The sequence below is a fragment of the Tepidiforma sp. genome (assembly GCF_026419595.1).
In the GTDB taxonomy this organism is placed as follows: domain Bacteria; phylum Chloroflexota; class Dehalococcoidia; order Tepidiformales; family Tepidiformaceae; genus Tepidiforma.
The window spans coordinates 108,112-132,197 of record NZ_JANZZD010000002.1 but is presented as its reverse complement, the minus strand read 5'-3'; the positions used below and the strand labels follow the sequence as shown (position 1 = coordinate 132,197).

Sequence of the window (24,086 nt, the reverse complement as noted above, 5' to 3'; positions counted from 1 at the left end):
GGTCTTTACCGGCCGACCTGCGCATGCCCGCGCGCCCACGCCAGCAGCGCCTCCGCCGGCCACGTGTTCACCACCCGCGCCGGCGGCACCCCCGCCGCCTCCGCCCGCGCCGTCCCGTGCGAGAGCCAGTCCAGCTGCCCCGGCGCGTGCGCGTCCGAATCGATCGCGAACAGGCAGCCGAGCTCGGCCGCCAGCCGCAGCAGCGGCATCGGCGGGTCCAGCCGCTCCACCCGGGAGTTGACCTCCACCGCCTTCCCGAGCCGCGCGCACGCTGCGAAGACTGTCTCCGCATCGAAGGCCGACTCCGGCCGCGTCTTCCCCAGCACGTACCGCCCCGTGCAGTGCCCGAGGATGTCGAGGTGCGGGTGTTCGACCGCCGCCAGCATCCGCGGCGTCATCTCCTCGGCCGGCATCCGCAGCTTGCTGTGCACGCTGCCGACCACCACGTCGAGCTGCGCGAGCAGCTCCTCCTCCTGGTCGAGCCGCCCGTCATCGAGGATGTCCACCTCGATCCCGGTCAGGATGCGGAACGGCGCCAGCTCCCGGTTCAGCTCTGCCACGGCCTCCAGCTGCGCCCGCAGCCGCTCCGCCGAGAGGCCGTTCGCCACCCGGAGCCGCGGCGAATGGTCGGTCAGCACGATGTACTCGTGCCCGAGCTCCCGCGCCGTCTCCGCCATCTCCCGGATCGGGCTGCCGCCGTCCGACCAGTTGGAGTGGACGTGGCAGTCGCCCCGCAGGAGCGCCCGGAGCGCGCCGCCGTGCCCCGGCCCCCACGCCGCCGCCTGCTCCGCCTCCAGCTGCGCGAGGTAGGCCGGCACCTCGCCCCGCACGGCCTCGGCGATGACCCGCGCCGTCACCGCGCCGATGCCCTTCACCTCCTCGAGCCGCCCCTCCGCGGCGCGCCGCGCGACCTCCCCCGGGCCCAGCTCATCGACGATCGCCGCCGCCCGCCGGAAGGCCCGCACCCGGAACTCCGGGGCGTTCTCCCGCTCCAGCAGGAAGGCGATCCGGCGCAGCGCCCTCGCAGGCTCCATGCCCCACAGCCTACCCTCCCTTGGACGCCGCGGCTCCGTTCCGGCAGAATGCAGATTCCATGCAGCCGCCGCCGGTTTCCGAGCGCGACCCGGAGTCGCTCAAGCGCTACCTGCTCAGCTTCCGCTGGCCCTTCCGCAACGAAGAGGTCCACCACATCCTCGTCAACGGCGGCCTGCCGCTCTGGCGGCAGGTGCTCCGCTTCGTGCCGAATCCGAAAGAGCGCGGCAAGGCGCTCGAACTCGGCAGCCCGCCCTTCCACATCACCCTCCTCCTCCAGCGCTTCCGCAACTACGACCTCTCGCTTACCGGCTACGCCGCCGACGGCCGGCCCGAAATCCGGCAGACGCTCGAAAGCCCCGAGTTCGGCGAAACCTACGACTTCGTCTGCACCTGCTTCAACGCCGAGGCCGACACCTTCCCCTACCCCGATGCCACCTTCGACCTCGTCACCTGGTGCGAGGTCATCGAACACCTGACCGAAAACCCGGTCCACACCCTCGCGGAAATCCACCGCGTCCTCAAGCCCGGCGGCGCGCTCGTGATTTCGACGCCGAACGCCTCCCGGGCCGACTCGATCGCGAACTTCCTCGCCGGCCGCAACATCTACGACCCGTACCACCTCGGCGCCCCGCTCAAGGGCTCGCGCCACAGCCGCGAGTACACCCTCGCCGAGCTCACCGGCCTGCTCGAAGGCTGCGGCTACACCGTCGAGCGCGCCGCCGATATCGACATCTACCCGCCGGCGAGCCGCAACCGCCGCATCTTCCGCTGGCTGATGAACGACGTCGTCAGCCGGTTCACGAAGGGCCGCTACCGCTACCACCTCTTCGTCCGCGCCCGGAAGACCGACGCCCCCTTCCGCTGGTACTTCCCCCCGGGCCTCTTCGATATGGGCCACCTCGCCTTTTACATGGCCCCGCGCGACCCGGATGTCACCTTCGGCATCAACGACGTGCCGCACATCGCGATGGGCTGGGGCGACCTCCAGCGCGGCCCCGGCGGCCGCGAGTACCGCCGCTCCGGACAGGTCGGCGACATCTACCTCCTCGCCCGCGAGCCGCGCTCCCGCGCCGTCGTCACGCTCGCGAACGGCCGCGGCGAAGCCCAGGCCTGGCACGACAACGGCGGCAACCTCGTCCTCCTCGGCGCCACCCGCTTCGATGCCCCCGCCGGCGAGTGGACCGAGGTCGCCATCCCGCTCTCGGATGACTTCGAGCCCGGCAACCCGCTCCACATCCGACTCGACACCGAGGCCGGCGTCGACGTCCACCGCGTCGTCACGACATAAGCACGTCATCCCCGGTTAACACCCCGCAATTGCTGAGCGATCGCGCGCTTTGCTACGATCCCGCAAAGGCAGGCCGGGGGCTCCTCGATGGGGATAGATGGCATCGCCGTCCTGGTCCTGAACCAGAACTACGAGCCGCTCAACGTGTGCTCCGTGCGGCGCGCCATCGTCCTCGTCCTCCGCGGTAAGGCTGAAGTCATCGAATCCGCCCGCACCGTCCTCCACACCGCCCGCGCCACGCTCGCCCTGCCCTCCGTCATCCGCCTCGTCCACATGGTCCGCCGGCCGCGGCCGAAGCTCCGCCTCAGCCGCCGCGAAATCTTCCAGCGCGACGGCTGGCAGTGCGTCTACTGCGGCCGCCAGACGCGCGACCTCACCCTCGACCACGTCATCCCCCGCCACCGGGGCGGCCCGCACACCTGGGAAAACCTCGTCGCCGCCTGCCGCGCCTGCAACCACCGCAAAGCCGGCCGCACCCCGCAGGAAGCCCGCATGGCTCTCCTCCGCGAACCCGCCCAGCCGCGCGTCAGCATCTACCACACCTTCTTCCCCTACCTCGAAAGCGAAGAAGCCTGGCGCAAATTCGTCCCCGGCTGGCACGACGGCTCCCTCGCCGCCGCTGGCTGAACGCTTAGCAAGGATTCGCTGACCTCCGGTATCATCTCCGCCCAAATCGCTGCGGAGGTCACATCCGGTGAAGCCTACGGCGCCGAACTGGCGCGATATCGTCGCGTCGAAGCTCGTCTCCCCCGAAGAAGCTGTCGCCCTCGTGAAGGACGGCGACTGGGTCTGGACCGGCGGCTGGACCTCCGTCCCGCCCCAGCTCTGCGCCGCCCTCGCCGCCCGCGCCGGCCAGGTGAAGGACGTCACCATCGTCAACTTCCTCTCCCCCTTCAACTGGGACCGGCCCGAAGTCCTCGCCCACTGGAAGGTCATCACCGGCTACTGCAGCCCCTTCGACCGGAAGGCCGCCCGCGAAGGCCGCATCGAATACGTGCCCGTCTCCCAGTTCCGCGAAGGGAAGATGCCGCCCGGGCTCGACCACCTCGACGTCGCCCTCATCCCGATCTCCCCGCCGGATGAGGACGGCTGGTGCTCCTTCGGCTCCGGCGTCTTCTTCGGCCCCACCGTCTCCTCCATCGCCACCACCCTCGTGGGCGAAATCCACGAGAACTTCATCCGCACCGGCGGCGGCAACCGCATCCACATCGACCGCTTCGCCCGCGTCTGCGAATACACCCTGCCCCCCGCGCAGGCCCCCATCCCGCCGCGCACCGAAGAAACGGAACTCGCCGCCAACGTCATCTGCACGCTCGTCGCGAACGAAATCGTCTACGACGGCGCCACCCTCCAGTTCGGCATCGGCGACGTTTCCGCCGCCCTCCCCGTCTTCCTCGAAGAGAAGCACGACCTCGGCGTCCACACCGAACTGCTCCCCGGCGGCATCCCCGACCTCGTCGAAAAGGGCGTCATCACCGGCAAGCACAAGCCCCACCACGTCGGCAAGGTCGTCGCCAGCGCCCTCGGCCAGGTCCCGCCCGAAGACCTCGCCCGCATCAACGGCAACCCGACCTACGAGCTGTACGACTTCACCCATACCGACGACCTCCGCCTTCTGCTGCAGATCGAGAACTTCATCGCCGTCAACAACGCCCTCGCGGTCGACCTCACCGGCAACGTCTCCTCCGAGACGCAGGGGCCGCTCGTCTACTCCGGCACCGGCGGCCAGGCGGTCTTCGCCATCGGCGCCTCCACCGCAGCCGGCGGCTCCGTCATCGTCCTCCCCTCCAGCACGCTCGTCGGCGATACCCGCCACACCCGCATCGTCGCCGGCCACGCGCCCGGCACCGTCGTCACCGTCCACCGCGGCTTCGTCGACTACGTCGTCACCGAACAGGGGATCGCGAAGCTCCGCGGCAAATCCTTGCGCGAGCGCATGGCCGAGCTCATCTCCGTCGCCCACCCGGACTTCCGCCGCGAATTGAAGGCCGAGGCGAACCGCATCTACGGCATCACCATCTGACGCCCGGCGAATCGCGGCCTGCGGGCGGGGTCCCGGCCCCGCCCGCCCCCTCCGCCGCGGCTATACTGCCGCCACGGAGGCAGCACCATGAACGACTACCGCACCATCCTCTACGAGGTCGAGCGCGGCCGCGCCCGCATCACGCTCAACCGCCCCGAAAAGCTCAACGCCCTCAGCCTCGAACTCCAGCAGGAGCTGCACGACGCCCTCTGGGAAGCCGATAACGACACCCGCGTCCACGCCGTCATCATCCGCGGCGCCGGCCGCGCCTTCTCCGCCGGCTACGACCTCACGCCGCTCGGCAACCGCCGCCCCGCCCCCGAGGGCGACCACTACACCGCCGTCTACCGCGGCGCCCGCACCTTCGACGACGACGCCTGGCAGCTCGAACGCGCCCAGCGGCTCCGCATGGCCATCTTCGATATGCACAAGCCCGTCGTCGCCCAGGTCCACGGCTACTGCCTCGCGGGGGGCACCGACATCGCCTTCCTCTGCGACATCGTCATCGCCGCCGAGGATGCCACGATCGGCTTCCCGCCCGCCCGCGCCATGGGGTCGCTCCCCAACCAGATGTGGGTCTACCACTGCGGCCCCCAGTGGGCGAAGCGCCTCTTCCTCACCGGCGACACCATCACCGGCGCCGAGGCCGCGAAAATCGGCCTCGTCCTCAAGGCCGTCCCCGCCAGCCTCCTCCAGCAGGAGGTCGAAGGCCTCGTCGACCGCATGGCGATGATCGACGCCGAGCTCCTCTCGGCCAACAAGCGCATCGTCAACCTCGCGCTCGAACTGATGGGCGCCCGGACCATGCAGCGGCTCGGCGCGGAGAACGACGCCCGCGCCCACCTCGCGCCCTCCGTCCGCGAATTCGGCCGCATCGCCGCCGAGCAGGGCCTGAAGGCCGCGCTCCACTGGCGCGATGCGAAGTTCGGCGACGGCCGCGCACGCGTCGACGGCCCCGAAATCCGCGACGAGCACGGCCGCCTCGTCTGACCCCGCGCCGCCCCTGCGCTACCATGAGCCCGTGCAGCCCGACGACGACGACCGCATCCCCCTCGGCCGCGACCCGGACGACGACCGCGACCTTGGCCCCGATGAACGCGACCGCGACCTGCTGGACGGCTCGTGGGAGCAGAAGTACTACAGCGGCCAGCTCCGCACGCGCGACTGGAACACCGTCGCCCTCGGCATCGCCATCATCGTGGTGATCGCGCTCGTCCTGCCCATGCTGCTGGTGGCCCTCCGGTGAGCGCCGGCCCCGTCGCGCTCTTCGGCCCGGGCGGCGAACCCCTCCGCGCCGCGGCCCTCGCGCTCGCCGAGGCCGGCCGGCCCATCGGCCTTGCCACGCTCGCGAACCTCCAGCAGCAGGAGTTCGCCACCGCCAGCATCGCCAACGAACTCTGGGTGCTCGGCGCCGACCACCTCCACCGCGTCATCGACGCCGCCGAGCCGGCCGCCGCCGAGGCCTTCCTCGCCGAGCTCGAGGACCGCTTCGGCCCGCTCGCCGCCTGCCTCATCGACCCCGGCCCGCTCCCTGCCATCGCGTTCGACGAATGGTCGCTCGATGAGTGGCTGCCCCTCACCCGCCGGCAGCTCGCCGCCGTCCTGGCCGCTGCGCGCGCCGCCATCCCCCTCCTCGAGCGGCGGGGCGGCGGCGCCGTCCTCATCGCCCGGCACCCGGCCCCGGCCGGCGCCTCCGCTGCGGTCGTCGATGCCGCCCTCGCGGCGCTGCCCGGCGCCCTCGCGGCTGAGTACGCCGGCCGCCCGCTCCGCTTCGCCGCCGCCGGGGTATCCGGCCTGCCCGCCGACCTCCTCGCCGCCCTCGCCTGACCACCTGCCCCCTGGTTTCGCAAGCCGCGCACTGGCGCCCGGGGCCCGCCGCGCTGCGTGCCCGCGCGGCCCGTTCGCCCGGCGCCTTCTCGATGAAGCTCAAACAAGTCAACAGAGTCTTTGAAAATCTCAAGAATCATATTGACTTTCCGGACATGGCGATGGAAGATGCTCACGGAGCCGCTGCTCCCGAGGAGTCCGATGTTCGAGCTCAACCACCACTTCGTCGCCGCCTACGCCGACCACTACGTCGCCAGCCGCCGCGCCGCCGCCCGCCGCTGGCGGTACGGGCGCCCCGGCCCGCTCCCGGCTATGATCAGCGCCAGCGCTGGCGCGCTCCGCCGGCTCGCCGCCGCCCTCGATGCCTGGGCAGCCGGCAGCCCCCGGGAGCTCCCCGACCTGCTCCCCCGCGGGCAGCGCAGCGCCCACTGACCGGAGCACCACCGCCTATGGCCCGCCTCATCGGCGCCTGCCCCAGCTGCGACAGCCCCATGACCATCCGGCGCCTCGAATGCCCTGAGTGCGGCACCGGCGTCGACGGCCACTTCGATGCCGGCCCCCTCGCCCGCCTCAACCGCGAGCAGCTCGCCTTCGTCGAAACGTTCCTCCGCGCCCGCGGCAAAATCAAAGACGTCGAAGAGGAGCTGGGCATCTCCTACCCGACCGTCGTCGCCCGGCTCAACGACGTCCTCGTCGCACTCGGCTTCGAAACCGGCGAAGACCCCCGCGACGCCGAACGCCGCCAGGCCATCCTCGACGACCTCGCCGCCGGCCGGCTGACCGCCGCCGAGGCGGCCGAACAGCTCCGCGCCCTGGCCCTCCGCGATGGCTGACACCCCCCGCGATGCCGACCGGCTGCTCGAAGAGGCGCGCCGCGCCCGCGAGGAGGCCGACCGCCTCCGCCGCGAAGCCCGCGCCGAGGCCGCGCGGCTGAAGGCCGAGGCCCGCCGTATGCGCGAAGAGGCCCGCCGCGAGCGTCAGGCTGCCCGCGGGAAATCGCCCCCGCCGCCCGAAGAGCCCCCCGCCCGCGTCGAGCTTCCCCTCCCCTCCTTCGAGGGCGTCCGGGGCGTCGAAATCGATTGCACCGCCGGCCGCCTCTCGGTGCACACCTGCGCGCCCGGCGAAACCCCGGCCGTCGCCGCCGCCGCCAAGTCGCCCCCGCAGGTCGAGGTCGAGCGCGCCGGTGAAACCCTCCGCATCCAGGTCAAAATCCCCCGCGGCTGGCTCTTCCGCGGCCGGCAGGGCGCCGCCGCGCTCGTCCGCCTTCCGGCCGACGGCTTCCGCTTCCTCCGTATCGCCAACAACTACGGCGAAATCGAAGCCGCCGGCCTCGCCGCCGAATCCATCCGCATCAGCACGGGCGCCGGCGCCGTCACCGCCGTCCAGCTCCGCGCCGACCTCGATGTCAGCGTCGGCGCCGGCAAGATCTCCATCCTCTCCCACGACGGCACCGCCTCCGCCCACTCCGGCACGGGCGATATCACCCTCGACCTCGCCGCGGTCCGTCCCGGCGTCTACCGGGTCGATGTCGGCCTCGGCCGCGCCGAAGTCCGACTCCCGCCCGGCGCCGAGGTGGAAATCCGCGCCACATCGGGGCTCGGCAAGGCCCCGGTCGATGTCCCGTCCATCCCCGGCGCGCCCGCGCTCATCAAGGTGAACAGCGGCATCGGCGAAGCCGCGGTCCGCTACCGCGCGCCGGCCGGCGAGCCGCCTCCGCCGCCGCCCCGCGCCGCCGCCGCCCGCTCCTCCAATCGCCGCCGCGAGAGCGAAGAGCTCCGCGTCCTCCAGCTCCTCGAGCAGGGCCGCATCACGCCGCAGGAGGCCGCCGACCTGATCGCCGCGCTCCGCGGCGCGCCCCCGCGGCCCGTCGGCGACCCGCCGCCCTGAGGCCGCCCGTCAGAGCCCGTCGATGTGCTCGTGCCGGCCCAGGTAGCCGAGCTCCGTCGCCCGGCGCGCCAGCTCCTCGCGGAATTTCGGGTGCGCGATCTCGATGAGCATCCGCGCCCGCTCCCGGATCGTCCGCCCGTGCAGGTTCCGCGCCCCGTACTCCGTCACCACCCAGTGGACGTCGCCCCGCGTCGTCACCACCCCGCTCGCCGGCGCCAGCTCCGGGCAGATGCGCGAAATCTCCCCGCCCTTCGCCGTCGAGGGCAGCGCGATGATCGGCACGCCGTCCTTCGACCGCGCCGCGCCCCGGATGAAGTCCACCTGCCCGCCGATCCCGCTGTAGAAGCGCGGCCCGATCGAATCCGCGACGACCTGCCCCGTCAGGTCCACGCTCAGCGCCGAGTTGATCGCCACCATCCGCTCCTGCGACGCGATCACGTCGACGTCGTTCGTGTAGTCCACCGGGTGGAACTCCACCTCCGGGTTCCAGTCCACGAAGTCGTACAGCTCCTGGTTCCCGACCGCGAACGCCGAGACGACCTTCCCCCGGTCCCGCGTCTTCCGCGCGCCGTTCACCACCCCGCTCCGGATGAGCGGCAGCAGCGCCTGCGTGAACATCTCCGTGTGCACCCCGAGGTCGCGGTGGTTCGTGAGCTGCCGCAGCACCGCGCTCGGAATCGTCCCGATGCCCATCTGCAGCGTCGAGCCGTCCGCCACGAGCGCGGCCACGTGCCGGCCGATGTCCATCGCCTCCGGGCCCGGCTCCTCCAGCACCACCTGCGGCAGCGGCTCGTCCACCTCGATCGCGAGGTCGATGAAGCTCGCGTCGAGGCTGTGCCCGAACGTCCGCGGCATCCTCCGGTTCACCTGCGCCACCACGGTCCGCGCGTGGATCGCCGCCGCCATCGCGCAATCGACCGAAACCCCGAGGGTGCAGCGCCCCTCCCGGTCCGGCGGGCTCACCTGGATGAACGCGACATCGAGCGGCAGCGCGCCCCCGGCTTCGAACTGCCGCGGGATATCGGAGAGGAAGATCGGCGTGTAGTCGGCACGCCCCTCCTGCACCGCCCGCCGCACGTTCGGCCCGATGAAGAGCGCGTTGTGCCGGAACCGCTCCTCCATCCCCGGCTCCGCATACGGCGCCGGCGCATCGGTGTGGAGGTGCACGATCTCCACGTCCCGCAAGTCCTGCCGGATGGCCACGAGCCCTTCGACCAGCACCCGCGGCGTGCAGACCCCGCCATGCACGTACACCCGGTCGCCGTGCTGCACGACGCCGACCGCTTCATCGAGCCCGACGTACTTCATGGGCCACAGGGTGCCCGCGTTCCGGTGAACGACGCAACCGCCATGCGGGCGCGATCACTGCGGCCGTTCGCCCGCGCCTGCCACACTGCGGCGGAATGACGAGCGTCCTCTGGTTCCGCCGCGACCTCCGCCTGCACGACCACCCGGCGCTCGCAGCGGCCATCGAGGCCGGCCCGGTCGCCCCCCTCTTCGTCCTCGACCCGGCGCTCGTCCGGGGGCGCTGGGCCTCGGCCAACCGCACGGCCTTCCTCCTCGCTTCGCTGCGCGAGCTCGATGCCGCCCTCCGCGCGCGTGGTGCCCGCCTCCACGTCCGCATCGGCCGCCCGGCCGACGAGGTGCCGCGCTTTGCCCGCGACGTCGGCGCGAGCGCCGTCTTCGTCTCGCGCGATTACTCGCCCTACGCCCGCCGGCGCGACGCTGCCGTCGCCCGCGCGCTCACCGCCTGCGGCATCGCCTTCCACGCCCGCCGCGGCACGCTCGTCCACGAGCCGGAGGACGTCCGCGGCGCCGCCGGCCAGCCGCTGACCGTGTTCACGCCGTTCTACCGCGCGTGGAGCGCGCTCCCGCTCCGCGCCCCGCTGCCCGCCCCCGCCGCCATCCCGGCGGCCGCCCATCCCGACCCCGGCGCGCTCCCCGCGCTCGAAGCGCTCGGGCTGCCGCGCCCCGTCGATGCCCTCCTGCCCGCCGGCGAATCCGCGGCCCGCGCCCGCCTCGAACGGTTCCTCGCCGCCCCGGTCTGCGCCTATGCCGAGACGCGCGACCGCCTCGACCTCGCCGGCACCTCGCGCCTCAGCCAGGACCTCCGCTTCGGCCTCCTTTCGCCGCTCGAAATCGTGACCCGCGCCCGGGCCCTCCCCTGCGACACCGCGAAGTTCGTCGCCGAGGTCGCCTGGCGGGAGTTCTACCACCACATCCTCTGGCACCACCCCCGCGTTTTGCGCGAACCGTTCCAGCAGGCCTACGCCGCCATCCCCTGGCGCGACGACCCGGCCGCGTTCGACGCCTGGGCCGCCGGCCGCACCGGCTACCCCCTCGTCGATGCCGCCATGCGCGAACTCGCCGCCACCGGCTACATGCACAACCGCGCCCGCATGGTCGCCGCCTCCTTCCTCGCCAAGGACCTCCTCCTCGACTGGCGCCTCGGCGAAACCCACTTCATGCGCCACCTCGTCGACGGTGACGTCGCGAACAACGACGGCGGCTGGCAGTGGGCGGCCTCCGTCGGCACCGATGCCCAGCCCTACTTCCGCATCTTCAACCCCGTGCTCCAGGCGAAGAAGTTCGACCCCGAAGGCGTCTACCTCCGCCGCTGGCTCCCCGAGCTGTGCCGCGTCCCGGACCGCTACCTCCACGAACCGTGGACGATGCCCCTGCAAGTCCAGCAGGCTGCCGGCTGCGTCATCGGCCGCGACTACCCGGCGCCGATCGTCGACCACGCGGCCGCCCGGGACCGCGCCGTGCATCTGTTCGAACAGGCCCGGAAAGCCGCTACGACAGCCGGTTGATCAGGATCGTCCCAAGGCCCAGCAGCATGAGGAAGCCCATGACGTCCGTGAACGTGGTCAGCCAGATCGAGCTGGCCACCGCCGGGTCGCCGCCGAGCCGTTTGATGGTCAGCGGGATGATCGCGCCCATGATCCCGCCGATCATCACATTCGCCATCAGGGCGGTGAACACGACGGCTCCGAGCCACGGGTTCATCGAAAGCAGCAGTGCCATACCTGCCGTCAGCGAGCCGGCCAGCACCCCATGGATGAGGCCGAACGCCAGCTCCTTCCGGAGCACGAGGAGCCAATCCGAGACTTTCACATCGCCAAGGGCCATGCCGCGCACGACGAGCGTCACGGCCTGCGTGCCGGTATTGCCCGCGTGCCCGGCGATGACCGGCATGAACACCGCCAGCGCCGCCGCGCGCGAAATCGTGTCTTCGAACGGCCGCACCACCAGCGCCGCGAGGAACGCCGTCGCGAGGTTCACCAGCAGCCATGGCACCCGCCGCCGCACCGACCGCCACACCGGTGAGAGCACCGTTTCCGCTTCGTCGAGGCCGACCATCCGGTACATATCCTCGGTCGCCTCTTCCTGCAGGACGTCGATGAGGTCGTCCGCCGTCATCACGCCCTCGAGCCGCCCCTCGGCATCGACCACCGGCACCGCCAGCAGGTTGTACTTCTGCAGGATGCGCGCCGCCTCTTCCTGGTCCGCGTCCGTCGTCACGGCGTGGACGTCCCGCTGCGTGATCTCCTTGAGCAGCGTCTTCGGCGACGACACCAGCAGGTCGCGAATCGAGACGACGCCCTGCAGCACCCGGTCGTTATCGACCACGTACAGGTAGTAGGCCCGCTCCGAAGGCGGCCGCAGCACGCGCAGGTAGTCGATCGCCTGCTGCACCGAGATGTTCTCGTTCAGCGCGACGAACCCGCGCGACATGATGCCGCCCGCCGATTCGTCGCCGTACTGGAGCAGCTCCGCGACCTCTTCGCCGCGGTCCATCTGCGCCAGCGTCTCCGCCTGCTCCTCCGGCTCCAGCTGCTGGATGACGTCGGCGGCGACGTCGTCCTCCGCTTCCTCGAGCACCGCCGGGAGGTCTTTGACGCCAACGCTCTTGATCAGCTCGCGCAGGTCATCGTCTTCGACGTACTCGAACAGCTCCGCGACCACGTCGGTCGGGAGGTGGTCGAGCAGCGCGACGCGCTCCTCTTCGGGGAGCTCGAGGACCAGTTCCGCCAGGTCAGCAGGGTGGAGAGAGGTTACGAGCGCAACGAGTTTCGCCCACTCGCCGCTCGCCGCAAGCGCGCGTGCATCATCGAAAAGCTCCCGGACAGCCACATCATCGGCCACGGAAGAGTCCTGCGTTGCGGAGGTTCGAGGCACGCGGGTGTGCGCACGAACGCGAACGTACGCCCGGCCCCCGGAACGGTCAATCGGCGCCTGTTAACACCGCGTTTGCCCGCAGTTTGCTCACGCGCTTGATCTGATGATCTATAATCGCCGGGATTTCTCCCCGAGGAGGTTCCCGTGCAGCGGAACCGCGTCCTGGCCGCCGCAGCCGCCCTGCTCGGCGCCGCCGCCCTCGTCCCGATCGCGACCGTCCTCGGCGATGACGGCCCCGGCGGCTCCCGGGTCGAATTCGCTACCGCCCTCACCACGAGCTTCACCTACCAGGGCCGCCTCACCGACGGCGGCAGCCCTGCCAACGGCAGCTACGACCTCCGCTTCATCCTCTACGACGCCGAATCCGGCGGCGCCCAGGTCGGCTCCACCGTCACCCGCGACGATGTCCAGGTGACCAACGGCCTCTTCACCGTCGACCTCGATTTCGGCGCCTCCGTCTTCCAGGGCGATGCCCGCTGGATGGAGATTGCGGTTCGGCCGGGCAGCTCGACGGGCGCCTTCACGGTCCTCTCGCCGCGCCAGCCGGTCAGCCCCGCGCCCTACGCCCTCTTCGCCGCCAGCGCCGGAAGCCTGAAGGTCCCGCTCGCCGTTAGCGGCAACACCGCCGGCGCGCCCTCCACCCCGTCGGGCCTCATCACCGTGAACCAGGCCGGCACCGGCATCGCCATCGCCGCCAACCGGACCACGACCGACCCCGCCGAGTACCCGGCGGTCCTCGGCGTCAACGCCGGCGGCGGCGCCGGCGTCCAGGGCGAGGCGACCGCAGCGAACGGCGTCGGCGTGCGCGGCTTCGCGACTCAGGGCACGGCCGGCGCCTTCGTCGGTCCGGTCGCGCTCGAACTCGACGGCGCCCTCAAGGTCTCGAACGACATCGCCTTCGTCCACAACGTCGTGACCAGCGGGACGAGCAAGAACACCTGTGCTGGGTCCGATGCGATCACCGTGCTGACCCACCCACTGCTCGACGACAACCCCGACGCGCTCGTCTTCGTGACTCCTCAGTTCATGGGCTCGCTGCCAACCGACCCGGTTGCGGTGCGAGTCGACTACCGCCTGGATTCGACAGCGCCATGCACCGGCGTTGCGGGGAGGTGGACGATTCGCAGCATGAACGGGGCTGACTTCCCGCCGGGCGCGACCTTCAACGTCCTGGTCATCACGAAATGAGCCGCCGAACCCGCCGCGCGGTCGCCCTCGCTGCCGCCGCCTTTGCTGGCGGGGCCACCATCGCCGCCGTCCTCGGCCAGGTCTCCGGCGGCAGCTACGAACTCTGGTGGCGCACCACCTCCGGCGGCGGCCGCTCCGCCGCCGGCGACTACGAGGTCCGCGCCGCCATCGGCCAGCCGCTCACCGGCCGCTCCGCCGGCGGTGACTACACCGTCGCCTCCGGCTTCTACCCCGGCGGCGGCCAGGACCGCTATGTCCGCTTCCTTCCCCAGCTCGCCAGAGACGGCACCAACTGACCCCGCCGGTCGTCCGAACGCGCAGGGGCCGCAGCCAGTGGGAGAGGCTGCGGCCCCGTCGTCTCAGGTCGAAGCGGTGCGGCCGCCCGTCAGCGCTCCACCGGCCACGAAATGACCGACGAGTACCGCCGCACCAGCGGCGGCACCGCGAGCCCGCCGCCCGCGCCGCAGTGCTTCGCCACCAGCTCGCGGAATCTCGCCAGCTTCGCCTCGTAGTCGGCGATGCCGGGGCGCACGTGGTACATCCACGCGTACTCGTTCGCGATGGCGTCCACGGGCTTCGGCTCAAGCGGTGTCGGCGGCAGCGGCGCGACCCGCACCCGGCGCCCCATCGCCAGCAGCACCGCGACGATCTCCCGCAGCGCCGGCAGCTCCCGGAACTCGCTGCCCCAGAGGTCGCGCCAGAGTCCCGGCAGCGGCGTGTTCGGCGCCCGGTCGAAGGCCACCACGGCGCAGGTCCGCCGCGTCTGCCGCTCCATCGCCGCGAGGAACCCGCCGACGTCGTCGATGGCGTAGAGCACGTTCGCCGCCAGCGCAATGTCGCCTTCCGGCGCACCGGCGCCGTCCGCCGGCGGCCACGTCAGGTCGACGATCTCGATGTTCTCCCTCCCCGCCTCCCGGGCCGCCTCCGCCAGCTGCGCCCGCATGGAAGGCGATGGTTCGATAGCCACCACCTTCGCGGCGTGCTCCGCCAGCGGCACGGCGAACCGTCCGCCGCCCGCGCCGATGTCCAGCCACGTGTCGCCCGGCTGTGCCAGCTCGAGCAGCGGCCCAAGCTCCGGGAGCGGCGCCCGGCCCGGGCGGAAGCCCGGGGCGCGGGTCGCCCAGTAGTCGTGCCCCGGCGGACGCTCGCCTTCGAGCGCATCGATGTACGCGCGATTCGCGAGCACCTGCGCGCGGTAGGCCGCCAGCGCCTCCTCGAGCGACGGCCGCAGCAGGCGCTCAGCCCCGGTCACGGCAGCATGCCCGGGGGCCGATGATGGAAGCGGGGACGTTGGGGAAAGTGATGGGGCGAGCGGTGGGATTCGAACCCACGATCTTCTGAGCCACAATCAGACGCGTTAACCACTACGCTACGCCCGCCATGGCGCGCCTTCATCCTATCAGCCCGGGGCCGCTTGGCGCCATTCACGCCCCGGGCTCGTCAGTACCGCGAGACGTTCAGCTCGTCCATGTGCCCGGTGACCGTGTACACCACCCGTTCGCAGATGTTCGTACACCGGTCCGCGATCCGTTCGATGTTGTGCGCCGTCCAGAGCAGGTAGGTATTCCGCTGGATGGTCGCCGGGTTCGCCACCATCTGCTGGATGCAGTCGTCGTAGACGCTGTCCTGCAGCCGGTCCACCTCGTCGTCGGCGTTACAGATCTGCACCGCCGCGTCGACGTCCATCTCGATGTACGCCTTCAGCGAATCGCGCAGCATCGCGACCGCGCGGTCCGCCATCGCCGGGATATACCCGAGCCGCCGGGGCAGCGGCTCCGGCTCCATCATCGTGTTGATCCGGGCGATGCCCTCCGCGTGGTCGGCGATCCGCTCGAGGTCCGTGATGATGTACAGGATGCTCGCGAGCGCGCGGAGGTCCGTCGCCATCGGCTGCTGCGAGGCGATGACGAAGATCGTCCGGTCCTCGATTTCGAACCGCTTCTTGTTGATCCGCTGGTCGTCTTCGATGATCCGGCGGGACCATTCGACGTCGCCGTCGCGCATCGATTCGAGGGCGTCGAGGATCGCCTTTTCTGCCATCGAGCCCAGCGTCAGGACGTCGTCCTGCAGCTGCCGCAGCTCCGCGTTGAACAGGTCCCGTGTCATCCCCGCGCCCCCTTGCTGACGCTTTAGCCGAAGCGGCCGCTGATGTAGTCCTCGGTCCGCCGATCTTTCGGCGTCGTAAAGAGTTCCTCAGTGGGCCCGTATTCTACCAGCTGCCCCGTCACCTGCTCGTCGGTGAGCATGAACGCCGTGTAGTCGGAGACGCGGGCCGCCTGCTGCATGTTGTGCGTCACGATGATGATCGTGTAGTCCTTCACGAGCTCCCGCATCAGGTCCTCGATCTTCAGCGTCGCGATCGGGTCCAGCGCCGAGCAGGGCTCGTCCATGAGGATGACGTCCGGCTGGTTCGCAATCGCCCGCGCGATGCAGAGCCGCTGCTGCTGCCCGCCGGAGAGCGCCAGGCCGCTCTTCTTCAGGTTGTCCTTCACCTCGTCCCAGAGCGCCGCGCGCCGGAGCGACTGCTCCACCAGCTGGTCCAGGTTCCCCTTGAACCCGTTCACCCGCGCGCCGAACGCCACGTTGTCGTAGATCGACTTCGGGAACGGGTTCGGCTTCTGGAAGACCATCCCGATCCGCCGCCGCACCTCGACCGGGTCGATGTCCGCCCCGTACAGGTTCACCCCGTGGTAGTAGAGGCTGCCCTGGATGCGGACCGTCGGGATGAGGTCGTTCATCCGGTTGATGCAGCGGAGCAGCGTGCTCTTCCCGCAGCCCGAAGGCCCGATGAGCGCCGTCACTTTCCGCGCCGGGATCTTCATCGTCACGTTCGTGAGCGCCTGCTTCGGCCCGTACCAGAGGCTCAGGTTCTCGATGGCGATCGCAATCTCGCCCTCCGGCTCCACGATGGCGCCGGGCTGCGCCTGCGCCTGCGGTCGCTCGAGCGTCCCTTCTGCTGCCCGCTGGCCCGTTGCTGCCGGCCGGAGGTCCACGCTGTTGCTCATCTCGAAAACTCCTTCCCCGGCCCTACCACGAGCGCCGGAACTTTTCGCGGATGACCACCGCGATCAGGTTGAGGCCCACGACGAGCGTCATGAGCACGATGATGCCCGCTGCTGCGTTAACCCTGAACGCTTCCTGCGGCAGCGTCGTCCAGTTGTAAATCTGGATGGGCACCGTCGTGAAGCTCTGCATCAGGCTCGTATTGTCGAACGCGATGAACGCGAACGCCCCGATCATGATGAGCGCCGCCGTTTCGCCGGCCGCGCGGGCAATCGCGAGGATGACGCCGGTCATGATGCCCGGGATCGCCCCCGGCAGGATGTGATGCCACACCGTCTGCCACTGCGTGGCGCCCAGCGCCAGCGAACCGTCCCGGATGCTCGGCGGCACCTGCCGGATCGCCTCCACCGAGGCGATGATCGTCATCGGCAGAATCATCAGCGTCAGCGTCAAGGCGCCGGCGAGGATCGTCGGCCCCAGCTTCGGGAAGATCGTGATCCCCCAGAGGTCGAACCCGCGCACGAACACCGCCAGCCCGAGGATGCCGTAGATGATGCTCGGCACGCCGGCCAGGTTCGAAATGTTCAGCCGCACCAGCTCGGTGAACCAGTTCCGCGGCGCGAACTCCTCGATGAACAGCGCCGACCCGATCGCCAGCGGCACGGCCATCACGATGACTGCGCCCATCAGCCAGAACCAGCCCAGCAGCGACGACCGCAGCCCCGCCTCCAGCGGCCGCCGCGAGGGGTACGACGTCAGGAAATCCCACGTCAGCCGCTCCCAGCCGAGCCGAACCACGTCCTGGAGCAGATACACCAGCACGAAGACGGCCAGCATCGTCGCCGAGAAGAGCACCCAGCGCGACATCCGCGAGAGCCGCTGCCGCCGCGCAACGCGCCCCGTCGCCTTCAGGGTGAACGGCGTTCCCGCCTCGCTCGCAGCGCTCATTCGTACTGCTCCTTGAACTTCTTCACGATGATGCTCGCGGCGACGTTCGCGCAGAAGGTGAACACGAAGAGCGTCGAGCCCACCGCGAAGATCGACGTGTAGTCCACCGTCCCACGGGCGGAGTCGCCCAACCCGATCGCCAGCATGTAGCCCGTCATGGTCTGCACGCTGTTCAGCGGGTTCAGCGTGATCTGCGGCGTCGAGCCGGCCGCCACGGCCACGATCATCGTCTCGCCGATGACCCGGGCCACCGCCAGCAGCACCGCCGCGATGATGCCGCCGAGCGCCGCCGGGAAGACCACCCGGAACGCGACCTCCAGCCGGGTCGCTCCCAGCCCGTACGCCCCCTCCCGCAGGTCGCGCGGCACGTTCGACATCGCATCCTCAGAGACCGAAGCGATGGTCGGCAGGATCATCACCGCCATCACGATGCTCGCGCTGAGCGCGTTGAAAATCGGCACCCGGTCCTGCCCGAGAATCGGCCGCAGGATGTCCTGCGTCACCACGGTCAGCGCGAAGAACGCGTAGACGACGGTCGGCACGCCGGCGAGCGCCTCCAGCATCGGCTTCAGGATGCGCCGCGTGTTCGGGTGCGCGTACTCGCTCAGGTAAATCGCTGCCGCCAACCCCAGCGGCAGCGCCATCAGCATCGACCAGAGGAGCACGTTGAGCGTGCCGAACACCAGCGGCCAGATGCCGAAGTGGGTCGGCTCGAACTGCGGCGTCCACTTCGTATCGAAGATGAAGTCCTTCAGCGGGACTTCCATGAAGAACGCCCGCGTCTCCTCCGCCAGCGTCAGCACGATGAGGATGGTCGTGACCATCGATACCGTGCCGCACAGCCAGAGTGAGAGCACGATCAGCCGCTCGAACGGCGCCTTGCTCCATCGCTTCCGCATCACTCGCTCGAGGTCGGCGCCCCGCAGCTGCGTCCTCGTCCCGGGAATCGGCATGCTTTCCTGCATTTGCCTCGCCTCACGAACCGCCGGCCCGCGCCGGCATCATCGTCATCTTCGCCCAGGGACCGCACATCGTCTTCCCCGGAAAGACACTGCGGCAGGGGCCCACCCGGGCCCCTGCCGCACACCCGGCCGTTTCGCCGCCGGGCCCACGATGCACTACTTCACTTCCGCCGGCAGGAAGGCGTTCACCTTCTCCTGCTGCTTCGCCAGCAGGTCCTTCGGCAGGCTCACGTAACCAACTTCGGCAGCGAGCTCTTCCATGTTGTCCACGTAGAACTTCACGAAGCCGAGGACGTCCTTCCGCTCGGTGAGCAGCTGCTTCGTCGTGTAGATGAAGAGCGGCCGGCTCAGCGGCTTGTACTTCCCGGCCAGGGCATTCTCGAACGTCGGCTCGACGCAGCCGTTACCGCCGTCGATCGCCACGGCCTTCAGCTTCTTCCCTTCGTTCAGGTAGTACGCGAAGCCGAAGTAGCCGATCGCGTTCTTGTTGCCCTCGACGCCGCGGACGAGGACGTTGTCATCTTCCGAAGCCGTCGCGTTCGGACCGGTCGCCCGATGCGCCGGCTCGTTGTTCTTCTCGCCGCGGAGCTTGATCGCCTCCTTGAAGTAGTCGAACGTGCCGGAGTCCGCGCCCGGGAAGAAGAACTGGATGGTTTCGTTCGGCCACTTCGGGTCGAGGTCGCTCCACTTGATCGGCGTGCCGCCCTGGTCGGCCTGGAAGGCCTTCTGCAGCTGCGCCGGCGTCATGCAGGTCGCCCACGTGTTCTGCGGGTTCACCACCACGGTCAGCGCGTCGATCGCCACCTGGATCTCCACCAGGTCCGATTCCGCGATGCCGTTCGCCGCGCAGGCGTCCTTCTCCTTCTGGTTGATCGGCCGCGAGGCGTCAGCGACCTGGATCTCCTTGCGGCAGAACTTCTCGAAGCCGCCGCCCGTGCCGGAGAGCGCCACGTTCGAGCGCACGCCCTTCGCGACCTTGCTGAACTCCTCGGCGACGGCCTGCGAAATCGGGAACACCGTCGAGGAGCCGTCCACGCGGACTTCGCCGCTCAGGCTCGCGTACCAGTCCTTCAGCTTGTCGGCTGCCGACTTCGTCGGCGTCGCGGCCGGCGAAGCCGCCGAGGTTGCGCCGCCCGGCGCCGTCGTCGGCGTCGCCGAATCGTCATCGTCGCCGCCGCACGCCACGGCGACGACCGCGATGAGAGAAACGAGCGCGCCGAAGATGAGCGCCCACTTCCCTCCCCTCTTGGTTCGAAGCATCACGTATCTCCCCTGAAGTCAGTATGGTTGGTGCTTCGCCCGGCATGCTCACCCCGCACCTTTAACCCCGGTTTAACGCTCTCCGCGCCGGCGAAACGCGCCGCGCCGACGTTTTACACGCCGTTTGCAGCCCGCTGCGGATTCCGCCGCGGCGCCCCCGCACCATACCTCCCGGTGGCGGGCGGCTGACGGCCCCGCCCGCCTGCCGCCCCTCAGGCGCCGAGGGCCCGCAGCCCGCCAGTCCCCCGTCCCGGTCCCAACGCCGGGTGGCAGGCTCCGGGCCCCCGGCGCATACTCGAATCACACCCCCCGGCCAAAGGCGCCCATGGCCCAGAAAATCCTGCTGGTCGACGACGAAGCCAACATCCGCGACCTCAACGCCCTCTACCTCGAAAAAGAGGGCTACACCGTCGAGCACGCCGCCGACGGCCGCGATGCGCTCGCCCGCTTCGCCCAGTCGCCGCCCGCCCTCGTCGTCCTCGACGTCATGATGCCAGGCCTCGACGGCTTCGAAGTCCTCCGCGAGCTCCGCCGCGAGAGCGACGTCCCCGTCATCATGCTCACCGCCCGCAGCGACGACATCGACAAGATCGTCGGCCTCGAACTCGGCGCCGACGACTACATGGCGAAGCCGTTCAACCCCCGCGAGCTCGTCGCCCGCGTCAAGCGCATCCTCCACCGCGTCGAAGGCGGCCGGAAACCGCAGAACACCATCGCCGTCGGCAACCTCACCGTCGACAAGGCCCGCCGCGAAGCCCGCGTCGACGGCCAGCTGCTCGACCTCCGCACGAAGGAGTTCGACCTCCTCGTCGCCTTCGCCGAGAACCCCGGCATCGCTCTCACCCGCGACCAGCTCCTCGGCTCCGTCTGGGGCTACGACTTCGCCGGCGAAACCCGCACCGTCGATGTCCACGTCCAGCACCTCCGCTCTAAACTGGTCAACGCGACCGTCCAGATCGAGACCCTCCGGGGCGTCGGCTACAAACTGATCGAACCTGAGTGACCCGGTCGCCCATCCTCTCCCCGGGGGACCGGAGCGCCATGACCCGGCCGCCTCACCCCGCCCCGCACCGCCGCCATGGGTAGCCTCCAGGTCCGCCTCCTCTTCACCTACCTCTTCATCATCGCCGTCACGCTGTTCCTCGCTGCCCTCTCCCTCTTCCTGCAGATCGGCGGCTACCGCGACGACATCTCCTACGGCAACCTCGAAGACCTCGGCCGCCTCATCAACGCCCAGGCGAACGCCGAGCTCCAGGCGCGGCTCGAAACCGCCCCCGGCGACCCCGTCCCCACCACCAACGACCTCCTCCTCACGCTTCGCTCCTTCCTCGGCCGGCCGAACCGCGTCTCGGCCGAGACGGCCCTCGCCCTCGTCGATGCCCGCGGCCGCGTCATCCCGGGGCTCACCTCCGCCCCCGCCGACCTCGCCCTCGATGACGCCGTCGTCCGCGACCTGGTGAGCCAGCCGCCGCCGGTGCCCGGCACGCCCGCCTCTCTCGAACCCCGCCGCTGCCGCCTCGAGGTGCCGGGCCGCGAGCCGCTCCTCTGCGTTTCCATGGCCCTCGAGCCCGAAGTCCTCCAGGCGCTGGCCGAAACCGGCGCCGCCGCCATCGTCGTCGCCCGCCCGGCCGCCAGCCTCGGCGAAATCGTCGGCGACCTCATGCCCCGCCTCCTCTTCTCCGGCCTCATCGGCGTCGCCGCCGCGCTCGTCCTCGGCTTCGCCTTCAGCCAGAGCGTCGCCTCGCCGCTCCGCAACATCGCCCGCGCGGCCCGCTCCGTCGCCCGCGGCAACTACCGCCAGCGCGTCCCCGCCACCGGCCCCCGCGAAGTCCGCGACCTCGCCGCGAACTTCAACCGCATGACCGAAGAGGTCCAGCGCTCCCAGCAAACCCTGCGGGACTTCCTCGCCAACATCTCCCACGAGCTGAAGACCCCGCTCACCTCCATCCGCGGCTTCAGCGAGGCCATCCTCGACGGCACCATCGATGACCCCCAGGGCATCCAGCGCTCGGCCCGCATCATCAGCGACGAATCCGGCCGCGTCCTCCGCCTCGTGCAGGAACTCCTCGACCTCTCCCGCATCGAATCCGGACAGGTCTCGATGGAGCAGGACGACGTCGACCTCGCCGAGCTCTTCGCCCACCTCGCCGACGTCTTCTCCCTCCGCGCCGAAGAGCGGCAGGTCACGCTCGAATTCGCGCCCTCCGGCACCGCCCGCGTGCGCGGCGACTTCGAACGGCTCGAACAGGTGCTCAACAACCTCATCGACAACGCGCTGCGCTACACCCCGCCCCGCGGCACCGTCCGCGTCGCCTGCCGCGACCTCCAGCCCGGCACGCTGCAGGTCGCCGTCAGCGACACCGGCCCCGGCATCGCGCCCGAGGATCTGCCCCACCTCTTCGAGCGCTTCTACCGCAGCAAGCACACCCGCGAATCGAACGACGGCCGCAAGGGCCACGGCCTCGGCCTCGCCATCGCGCGCGAAATCGTCCGCGCCCACGGCGGCGAAATCTGGGCCACGAGCGAACTCGGCAAGGGCACGACGTTCGTGTTCACCCTGCCCATCGCGGGCCGAGCAGCACCGCGAGCCGCCGCGCGATGACCTCCAGCGTGTGCCCCGTCGAGAGCGCGCCGAAGCGGCCCGCCCAACCCGCCATCACCACCGCCATCCGGTAGAGACCGAGCGCTTCGTAGTACTCGAGCGCCTCGACCCGCTGCCCCGTCACCCCGGCGTACGCCTCCGAGAGCAGCGTCTCGCCCCGCGGCCCGCCCATCCCGCCGAACACCGTCTGCAGCGCCGCATAGAAGCCGAGGTCCGAGCGCGGGTCGCCCAGCCCCGCGAGCTCCCAGTCGACCACCGCGACGACCCGCTCGCCGTCGAACAGGTAGTTGCCCGGGTTCGGGTCGCCGTGGAGCAGGGCCACCCGGGCGTCCGCGGGCTGATTCGCCCGCAGCCATTCGCCGAGCGCGATGAGCAGCGGCGCCCGCCCGATGCGCAGCCGCTCCGCCCGCATCCGCCACGGCCCGAGCTCCGCCGCCAGCGGGTCGTCGGCGGCGCCCTCGGCGAGGAAGCCGAGCCCGGCGCGCTGCCAGTCGACCGCGTGGATGCGCGCCAGCGCCTCCGCAGCCGCCGCCAGCCGGGGCGACCGGCCGTACCAGAAGAGCGGCAGCGTCTCGCCGCGCACCCGCGCCATCACGTAGAACGGCGTCCCCAGCACCTCGCCGGTCGGTTCGAACCACGCCGTCGCCGGCACCGGCACGTCGGTCGCCGCCAGCGCGCGCAGCACGCGGAACTGCCGCCCGACGTCGTACGGCGCGAGGATGCCTTCTTCCCGCTGCGGCCGGAGCACCATCGGCAGCGTCCACGCGCACCCGTCGGCCCGGACGCGCAGGTCGAACCCGACGGTCTCGTTGCTCGCGCCGGCCGGCATCGCGCGCGGGTTCGCCACCTCCACCGCCTCCGCCGCCGGGAGCTGCGCCGCGAGGTAGGCCGCCAGCCGCGCCGTCCAGTGCATCAGGCCAGCTCGGCGAGCGCCATCTCCAGCAGCTCGCCCGCCCGCTCCAGCGTGTACCACGGTTCGCTCCCGTTGCCGAACCGCCGCCAGCCGTAGTGGATGACGCCCAGCTGCCACAGCCACGCCGCCCGGAACCAGCGCAAATCGCCCGGGTCGCGCCCGCTCGCCGCCGCGTACCGCACCGCGAACGGCATCCGCTCCGGCGGGCCGAAGGGCGCCCCCTTCAGGTGGGAGAGCGCCAGCAGCTGCCCGATGTCCATCCGCGGGTCCGAAATCTTCGCCTGCTCCCAGTCGACAACCGCGGCGACCTCGCCGCCGCGGAACAGGTAGTTGAAGACGTTGATGTCGCCCTGGCAGAGCGCCAGCCGCCCATCGCCGGGCACGGCTGCCCGCAGCTGCGTCAGCCCCTCCCGCAGCATCGGCTCGCCGGCGCAGCCGAACGCCTCCATCCGCCGCGCGATGGCCGCGAGTTCGCCCTCCAGCGCCTCCCGGGGGCTCGCCGGCACGCCGAGGAACGCCAGCCCCGCCGCTTCCCAGTCCACCGCGTGGATGCGCGCCACCATCCGCGTGAAGGCGTCGAAGTCGGCATCCGGCGCCAGCCCCATGTGCGGCGCATCCACCCATTCGAGCACGATGAACGGCGCGCCGAGCACCGCCGGGTCCGGCTCCATCCCCAGCACCCGCGGCACCGGCACGGCCGTCCCCGCCAGCGCCGCGATGACCCGCCCCTCCCGGATGACGTCGTACGGTTCGAAGATGCCCCGCTCGCGCTGGAGCCGCAGGCAGACCGTCCGCGGGCCGCTCCCGAGCAGCTCGACCCGGCAGGTGATGTTCGACGCCCCGCCGTCCACCGGCGTAATCGACGCCACCCGGGCGTCGCCGAAGCCGGGCAGCCGGTTCAGCCACGGTTCGAAATCTCCCGGCCGCGGCACCATGCCGCCGATTCTACCCTGCCGCCTCGCCGCCGG

Annotated in this window: 25 protein-coding genes and 1 tRNA gene; 14 read left to right on the top strand and 12 right to left on the bottom strand. The window is 70.8% G+C overall.

Annotation, left to right across the window (positions count from 1 at the left end; translation table 11 throughout):
* Positions 1 to 5: 5 nt before the first annotated feature.
* Complete coding sequence (locus N2041_RS02080; RefSeq protein WP_297675335.1) at positions 6 to 1,034, bottom strand: PHP domain-containing protein; 1,029 nt, start codon at positions 1,032 to 1,034, stop codon at positions 6 to 8.
* 59 nt (positions 1,035 to 1,093) lie between these two features.
* On the opposite strand from N2041_RS02080, the gene N2041_RS02075 reads away from it, so the two are divergent.
* The 9 genes from N2041_RS02075 (at position 1,094) to N2041_RS02035 (ending at position 8,060) form a co-directional block, all read left to right on the top strand.
* A complete protein-coding gene (locus N2041_RS02075; RefSeq protein ID WP_297675333.1) occupies positions 1,094 to 2,323 on the top strand; it encodes a class I SAM-dependent methyltransferase in 1,230 nt (409 codons plus the stop codon).
* Between the two features lie 87 nt (positions 2,324 to 2,410).
* Positions 2,411 to 2,950, top strand: a complete 540-nt coding sequence (locus tag N2041_RS02070; protein WP_297675331.1) for an HNH endonuclease — start codon at positions 2,411 to 2,413, stop codon at positions 2,948 to 2,950.
* Between the two features lie 67 nt (positions 2,951 to 3,017).
* The gene (locus N2041_RS02065; RefSeq protein ID WP_297675329.1) at positions 3,018 to 4,346 is read left to right on the top strand and encodes an acetyl-CoA hydrolase/transferase C-terminal domain-containing protein; all 1,329 of its coding nucleotides are present in this window, start codon (positions 3,018 to 3,020) and stop codon (positions 4,344 to 4,346) included.
* A gap of 87 nt (positions 4,347 to 4,433) precedes the next feature.
* Positions 4,434 to 5,336, top strand: a complete 903-nt coding sequence (locus N2041_RS02060; protein WP_297675327.1) for a crotonase/enoyl-CoA hydratase family protein — start codon at positions 4,434 to 4,436, stop codon at positions 5,334 to 5,336.
* A 31-nt stretch (positions 5,337 to 5,367) separates the two neighbouring features.
* On the top strand, positions 5,368 to 5,592 hold the full coding sequence (locus N2041_RS02055; RefSeq protein WP_297675325.1) for a hypothetical protein: 225 nt from the start codon (positions 5,368 to 5,370) through the stop codon (positions 5,590 to 5,592).
* Complete coding sequence (locus N2041_RS02050) at positions 5,589 to 6,173, top strand: SDR family oxidoreductase (protein ID WP_297675323.1); 585 nt, start codon at positions 5,589 to 5,591, stop codon at positions 6,171 to 6,173. The genes N2041_RS02055 and N2041_RS02050 overlap by 4 nt, the downstream gene beginning before the upstream one ends.
* Positions 6,174 to 6,374: 201 nt before the next feature.
* Entirely contained in the window at positions 6,375 to 6,605 is a 231-nt protein-coding gene (locus N2041_RS02045; RefSeq protein ID WP_297675321.1) for a hypothetical protein, read from the top strand.
* Positions 6,606 to 6,622: 17 nt separating this feature from the next.
* Positions 6,623 to 7,006: a DUF2089 domain-containing protein gene (locus tag N2041_RS02040; RefSeq protein WP_270057295.1), complete on the top strand. Its 384-nt coding sequence runs from the start codon at positions 6,623 to 6,625 to the stop codon at positions 7,004 to 7,006.
* Positions 6,999 to 8,060 (top strand): hypothetical protein, encoded by a 1,062-nt coding sequence (locus N2041_RS02035; protein ID WP_297675318.1) that lies wholly within the window; start codon positions 6,999 to 7,001, stop codon positions 8,058 to 8,060. Before N2041_RS02040 ends, N2041_RS02035 begins: the two co-directional genes overlap by 8 nt.
* A 9-nt stretch (positions 8,061 to 8,069) precedes the next feature.
* On the opposite strand, the gene N2041_RS02030 is transcribed toward N2041_RS02035, so the two are convergent.
* On the bottom strand, positions 8,070 to 9,368 hold the full coding sequence (locus N2041_RS02030; RefSeq protein WP_297675316.1) for an acetyl-CoA hydrolase/transferase C-terminal domain-containing protein: 1,299 nt from the start codon (positions 9,366 to 9,368) through the stop codon (positions 8,070 to 8,072).
* A 95-nt stretch (positions 9,369 to 9,463) separates the two neighbouring features.
* Between N2041_RS02030 and N2041_RS02025 the strand changes: the two genes are divergently transcribed.
* Entirely contained in the window at positions 9,464 to 10,873 is a 1,410-nt protein-coding gene (locus N2041_RS02025; RefSeq protein WP_297675314.1) for a deoxyribodipyrimidine photo-lyase, read from the top strand.
* On the opposite strand, the gene mgtE is transcribed toward N2041_RS02025, so the two are convergent.
* Positions 10,857 to 12,209: a magnesium transporter gene (gene mgtE / locus N2041_RS02020; protein WP_297675311.1), complete on the bottom strand. Its 1,353-nt coding sequence runs from the start codon at positions 12,207 to 12,209 to the stop codon at positions 10,857 to 10,859. The genes N2041_RS02025 and mgtE overlap by 17 nt on opposite strands.
* A gap of 177 nt (positions 12,210 to 12,386) precedes the next feature.
* Between mgtE and N2041_RS02015 the strand changes: the two genes are divergently transcribed.
* Positions 12,387 to 13,430, top strand: coding sequence for a hypothetical protein (locus tag N2041_RS02015; protein WP_297675309.1), 1,044 nt, complete (start codon positions 12,387 to 12,389; stop codon positions 13,428 to 13,430).
* A complete protein-coding gene (locus tag N2041_RS02010; RefSeq protein WP_297675308.1) occupies positions 13,427 to 13,726 on the top strand; it encodes a hypothetical protein in 300 nt (99 codons plus the stop codon). The genes N2041_RS02015 and N2041_RS02010 overlap by 4 nt, the downstream gene beginning before the upstream one ends.
* A gap of 89 nt (positions 13,727 to 13,815) precedes the next feature.
* Here N2041_RS02010 and N2041_RS02005 read toward each other — a convergent pair whose 3' ends face one another.
* The 7 genes from N2041_RS02005 to N2041_RS01975 all read right to left on the bottom strand — a co-directional run bounded on the left by N2041_RS02005 (position 13,816) and on the right by N2041_RS01975 (position 19,603).
* Positions 13,816 to 14,682: a methyltransferase gene (locus N2041_RS02005; protein ID WP_297675306.1), complete on the bottom strand. Its 867-nt coding sequence runs from the start codon at positions 14,680 to 14,682 to the stop codon at positions 13,816 to 13,818.
* A 51-nt stretch (positions 14,683 to 14,733) separates the two neighbouring features.
* Positions 14,734 to 14,809: transfer RNA gene (locus N2041_RS02000), tRNA-His, on the bottom strand.
* 61 nt (positions 14,810 to 14,870) lie between these two features.
* Positions 14,871 to 15,536 (bottom strand): phosphate signaling complex protein PhoU, encoded by a 666-nt coding sequence (gene phoU / locus N2041_RS01995; RefSeq protein ID WP_297675304.1) that lies wholly within the window; start codon positions 15,534 to 15,536, stop codon positions 14,871 to 14,873.
* A 23-nt stretch (positions 15,537 to 15,559) separates the two neighbouring features.
* Positions 15,560 to 16,435 (bottom strand): phosphate ABC transporter ATP-binding protein PstB, encoded by an 876-nt coding sequence (gene pstB, locus N2041_RS01990; protein ID WP_367187671.1) that lies wholly within the window; start codon positions 16,433 to 16,435, stop codon positions 15,560 to 15,562.
* Positions 16,436 to 16,457: 22 nt separating this feature from the next.
* Positions 16,458 to 17,381 (bottom strand): phosphate ABC transporter permease PstA, encoded by a 924-nt coding sequence (pstA, locus tag N2041_RS01985; RefSeq protein ID WP_297675302.1) that lies wholly within the window; start codon positions 17,379 to 17,381, stop codon positions 16,458 to 16,460.
* Complete coding sequence (gene pstC / locus N2041_RS01980; RefSeq protein ID WP_297675300.1) at positions 17,378 to 18,334, bottom strand: phosphate ABC transporter permease subunit PstC; 957 nt, start codon at positions 18,332 to 18,334, stop codon at positions 17,378 to 17,380. The genes pstA and pstC overlap by 4 nt, the downstream gene beginning before the upstream one ends.
* Before the next feature lie 165 nt (positions 18,335 to 18,499).
* Positions 18,500 to 19,603, bottom strand: coding sequence for a PstS family phosphate ABC transporter substrate-binding protein (locus N2041_RS01975; protein WP_297675298.1), 1,104 nt, complete (start codon positions 19,601 to 19,603; stop codon positions 18,500 to 18,502).
* A gap of 325 nt (positions 19,604 to 19,928) precedes the next feature.
* Here N2041_RS01975 and N2041_RS01970 point away from each other — a divergent pair, with 325 nt between their 5' ends.
* Positions 19,929 to 20,606, top strand: a complete 678-nt coding sequence (locus tag N2041_RS01970; RefSeq protein ID WP_270057283.1) for a response regulator transcription factor — start codon at positions 19,929 to 19,931, stop codon at positions 20,604 to 20,606.
* Positions 20,607 to 20,681: 75 nt separating this feature from the next.
* Positions 20,682 to 22,205, top strand: coding sequence for a HAMP domain-containing sensor histidine kinase (locus N2041_RS01965; RefSeq protein WP_297675295.1), 1,524 nt, complete (start codon positions 20,682 to 20,684; stop codon positions 22,203 to 22,205).
* On the opposite strand, the gene N2041_RS01960 is transcribed toward N2041_RS01965, so the two are convergent.
* Entirely contained in the window at positions 22,156 to 23,118 is a 963-nt protein-coding gene (locus tag N2041_RS01960; RefSeq protein ID WP_297675293.1) for a phosphotransferase family protein, read from the bottom strand. The genes N2041_RS01965 and N2041_RS01960 overlap by 50 nt on opposite strands.
* Complete coding sequence (locus N2041_RS01955; protein WP_297675291.1) at positions 23,118 to 24,053, bottom strand: phosphotransferase family protein; 936 nt, start codon at positions 24,051 to 24,053, stop codon at positions 23,118 to 23,120. Before N2041_RS01955 ends, N2041_RS01960 begins: the two co-directional genes overlap by 1 nt.
* Positions 24,054 to 24,086 lie beyond the last annotated feature (33 nt).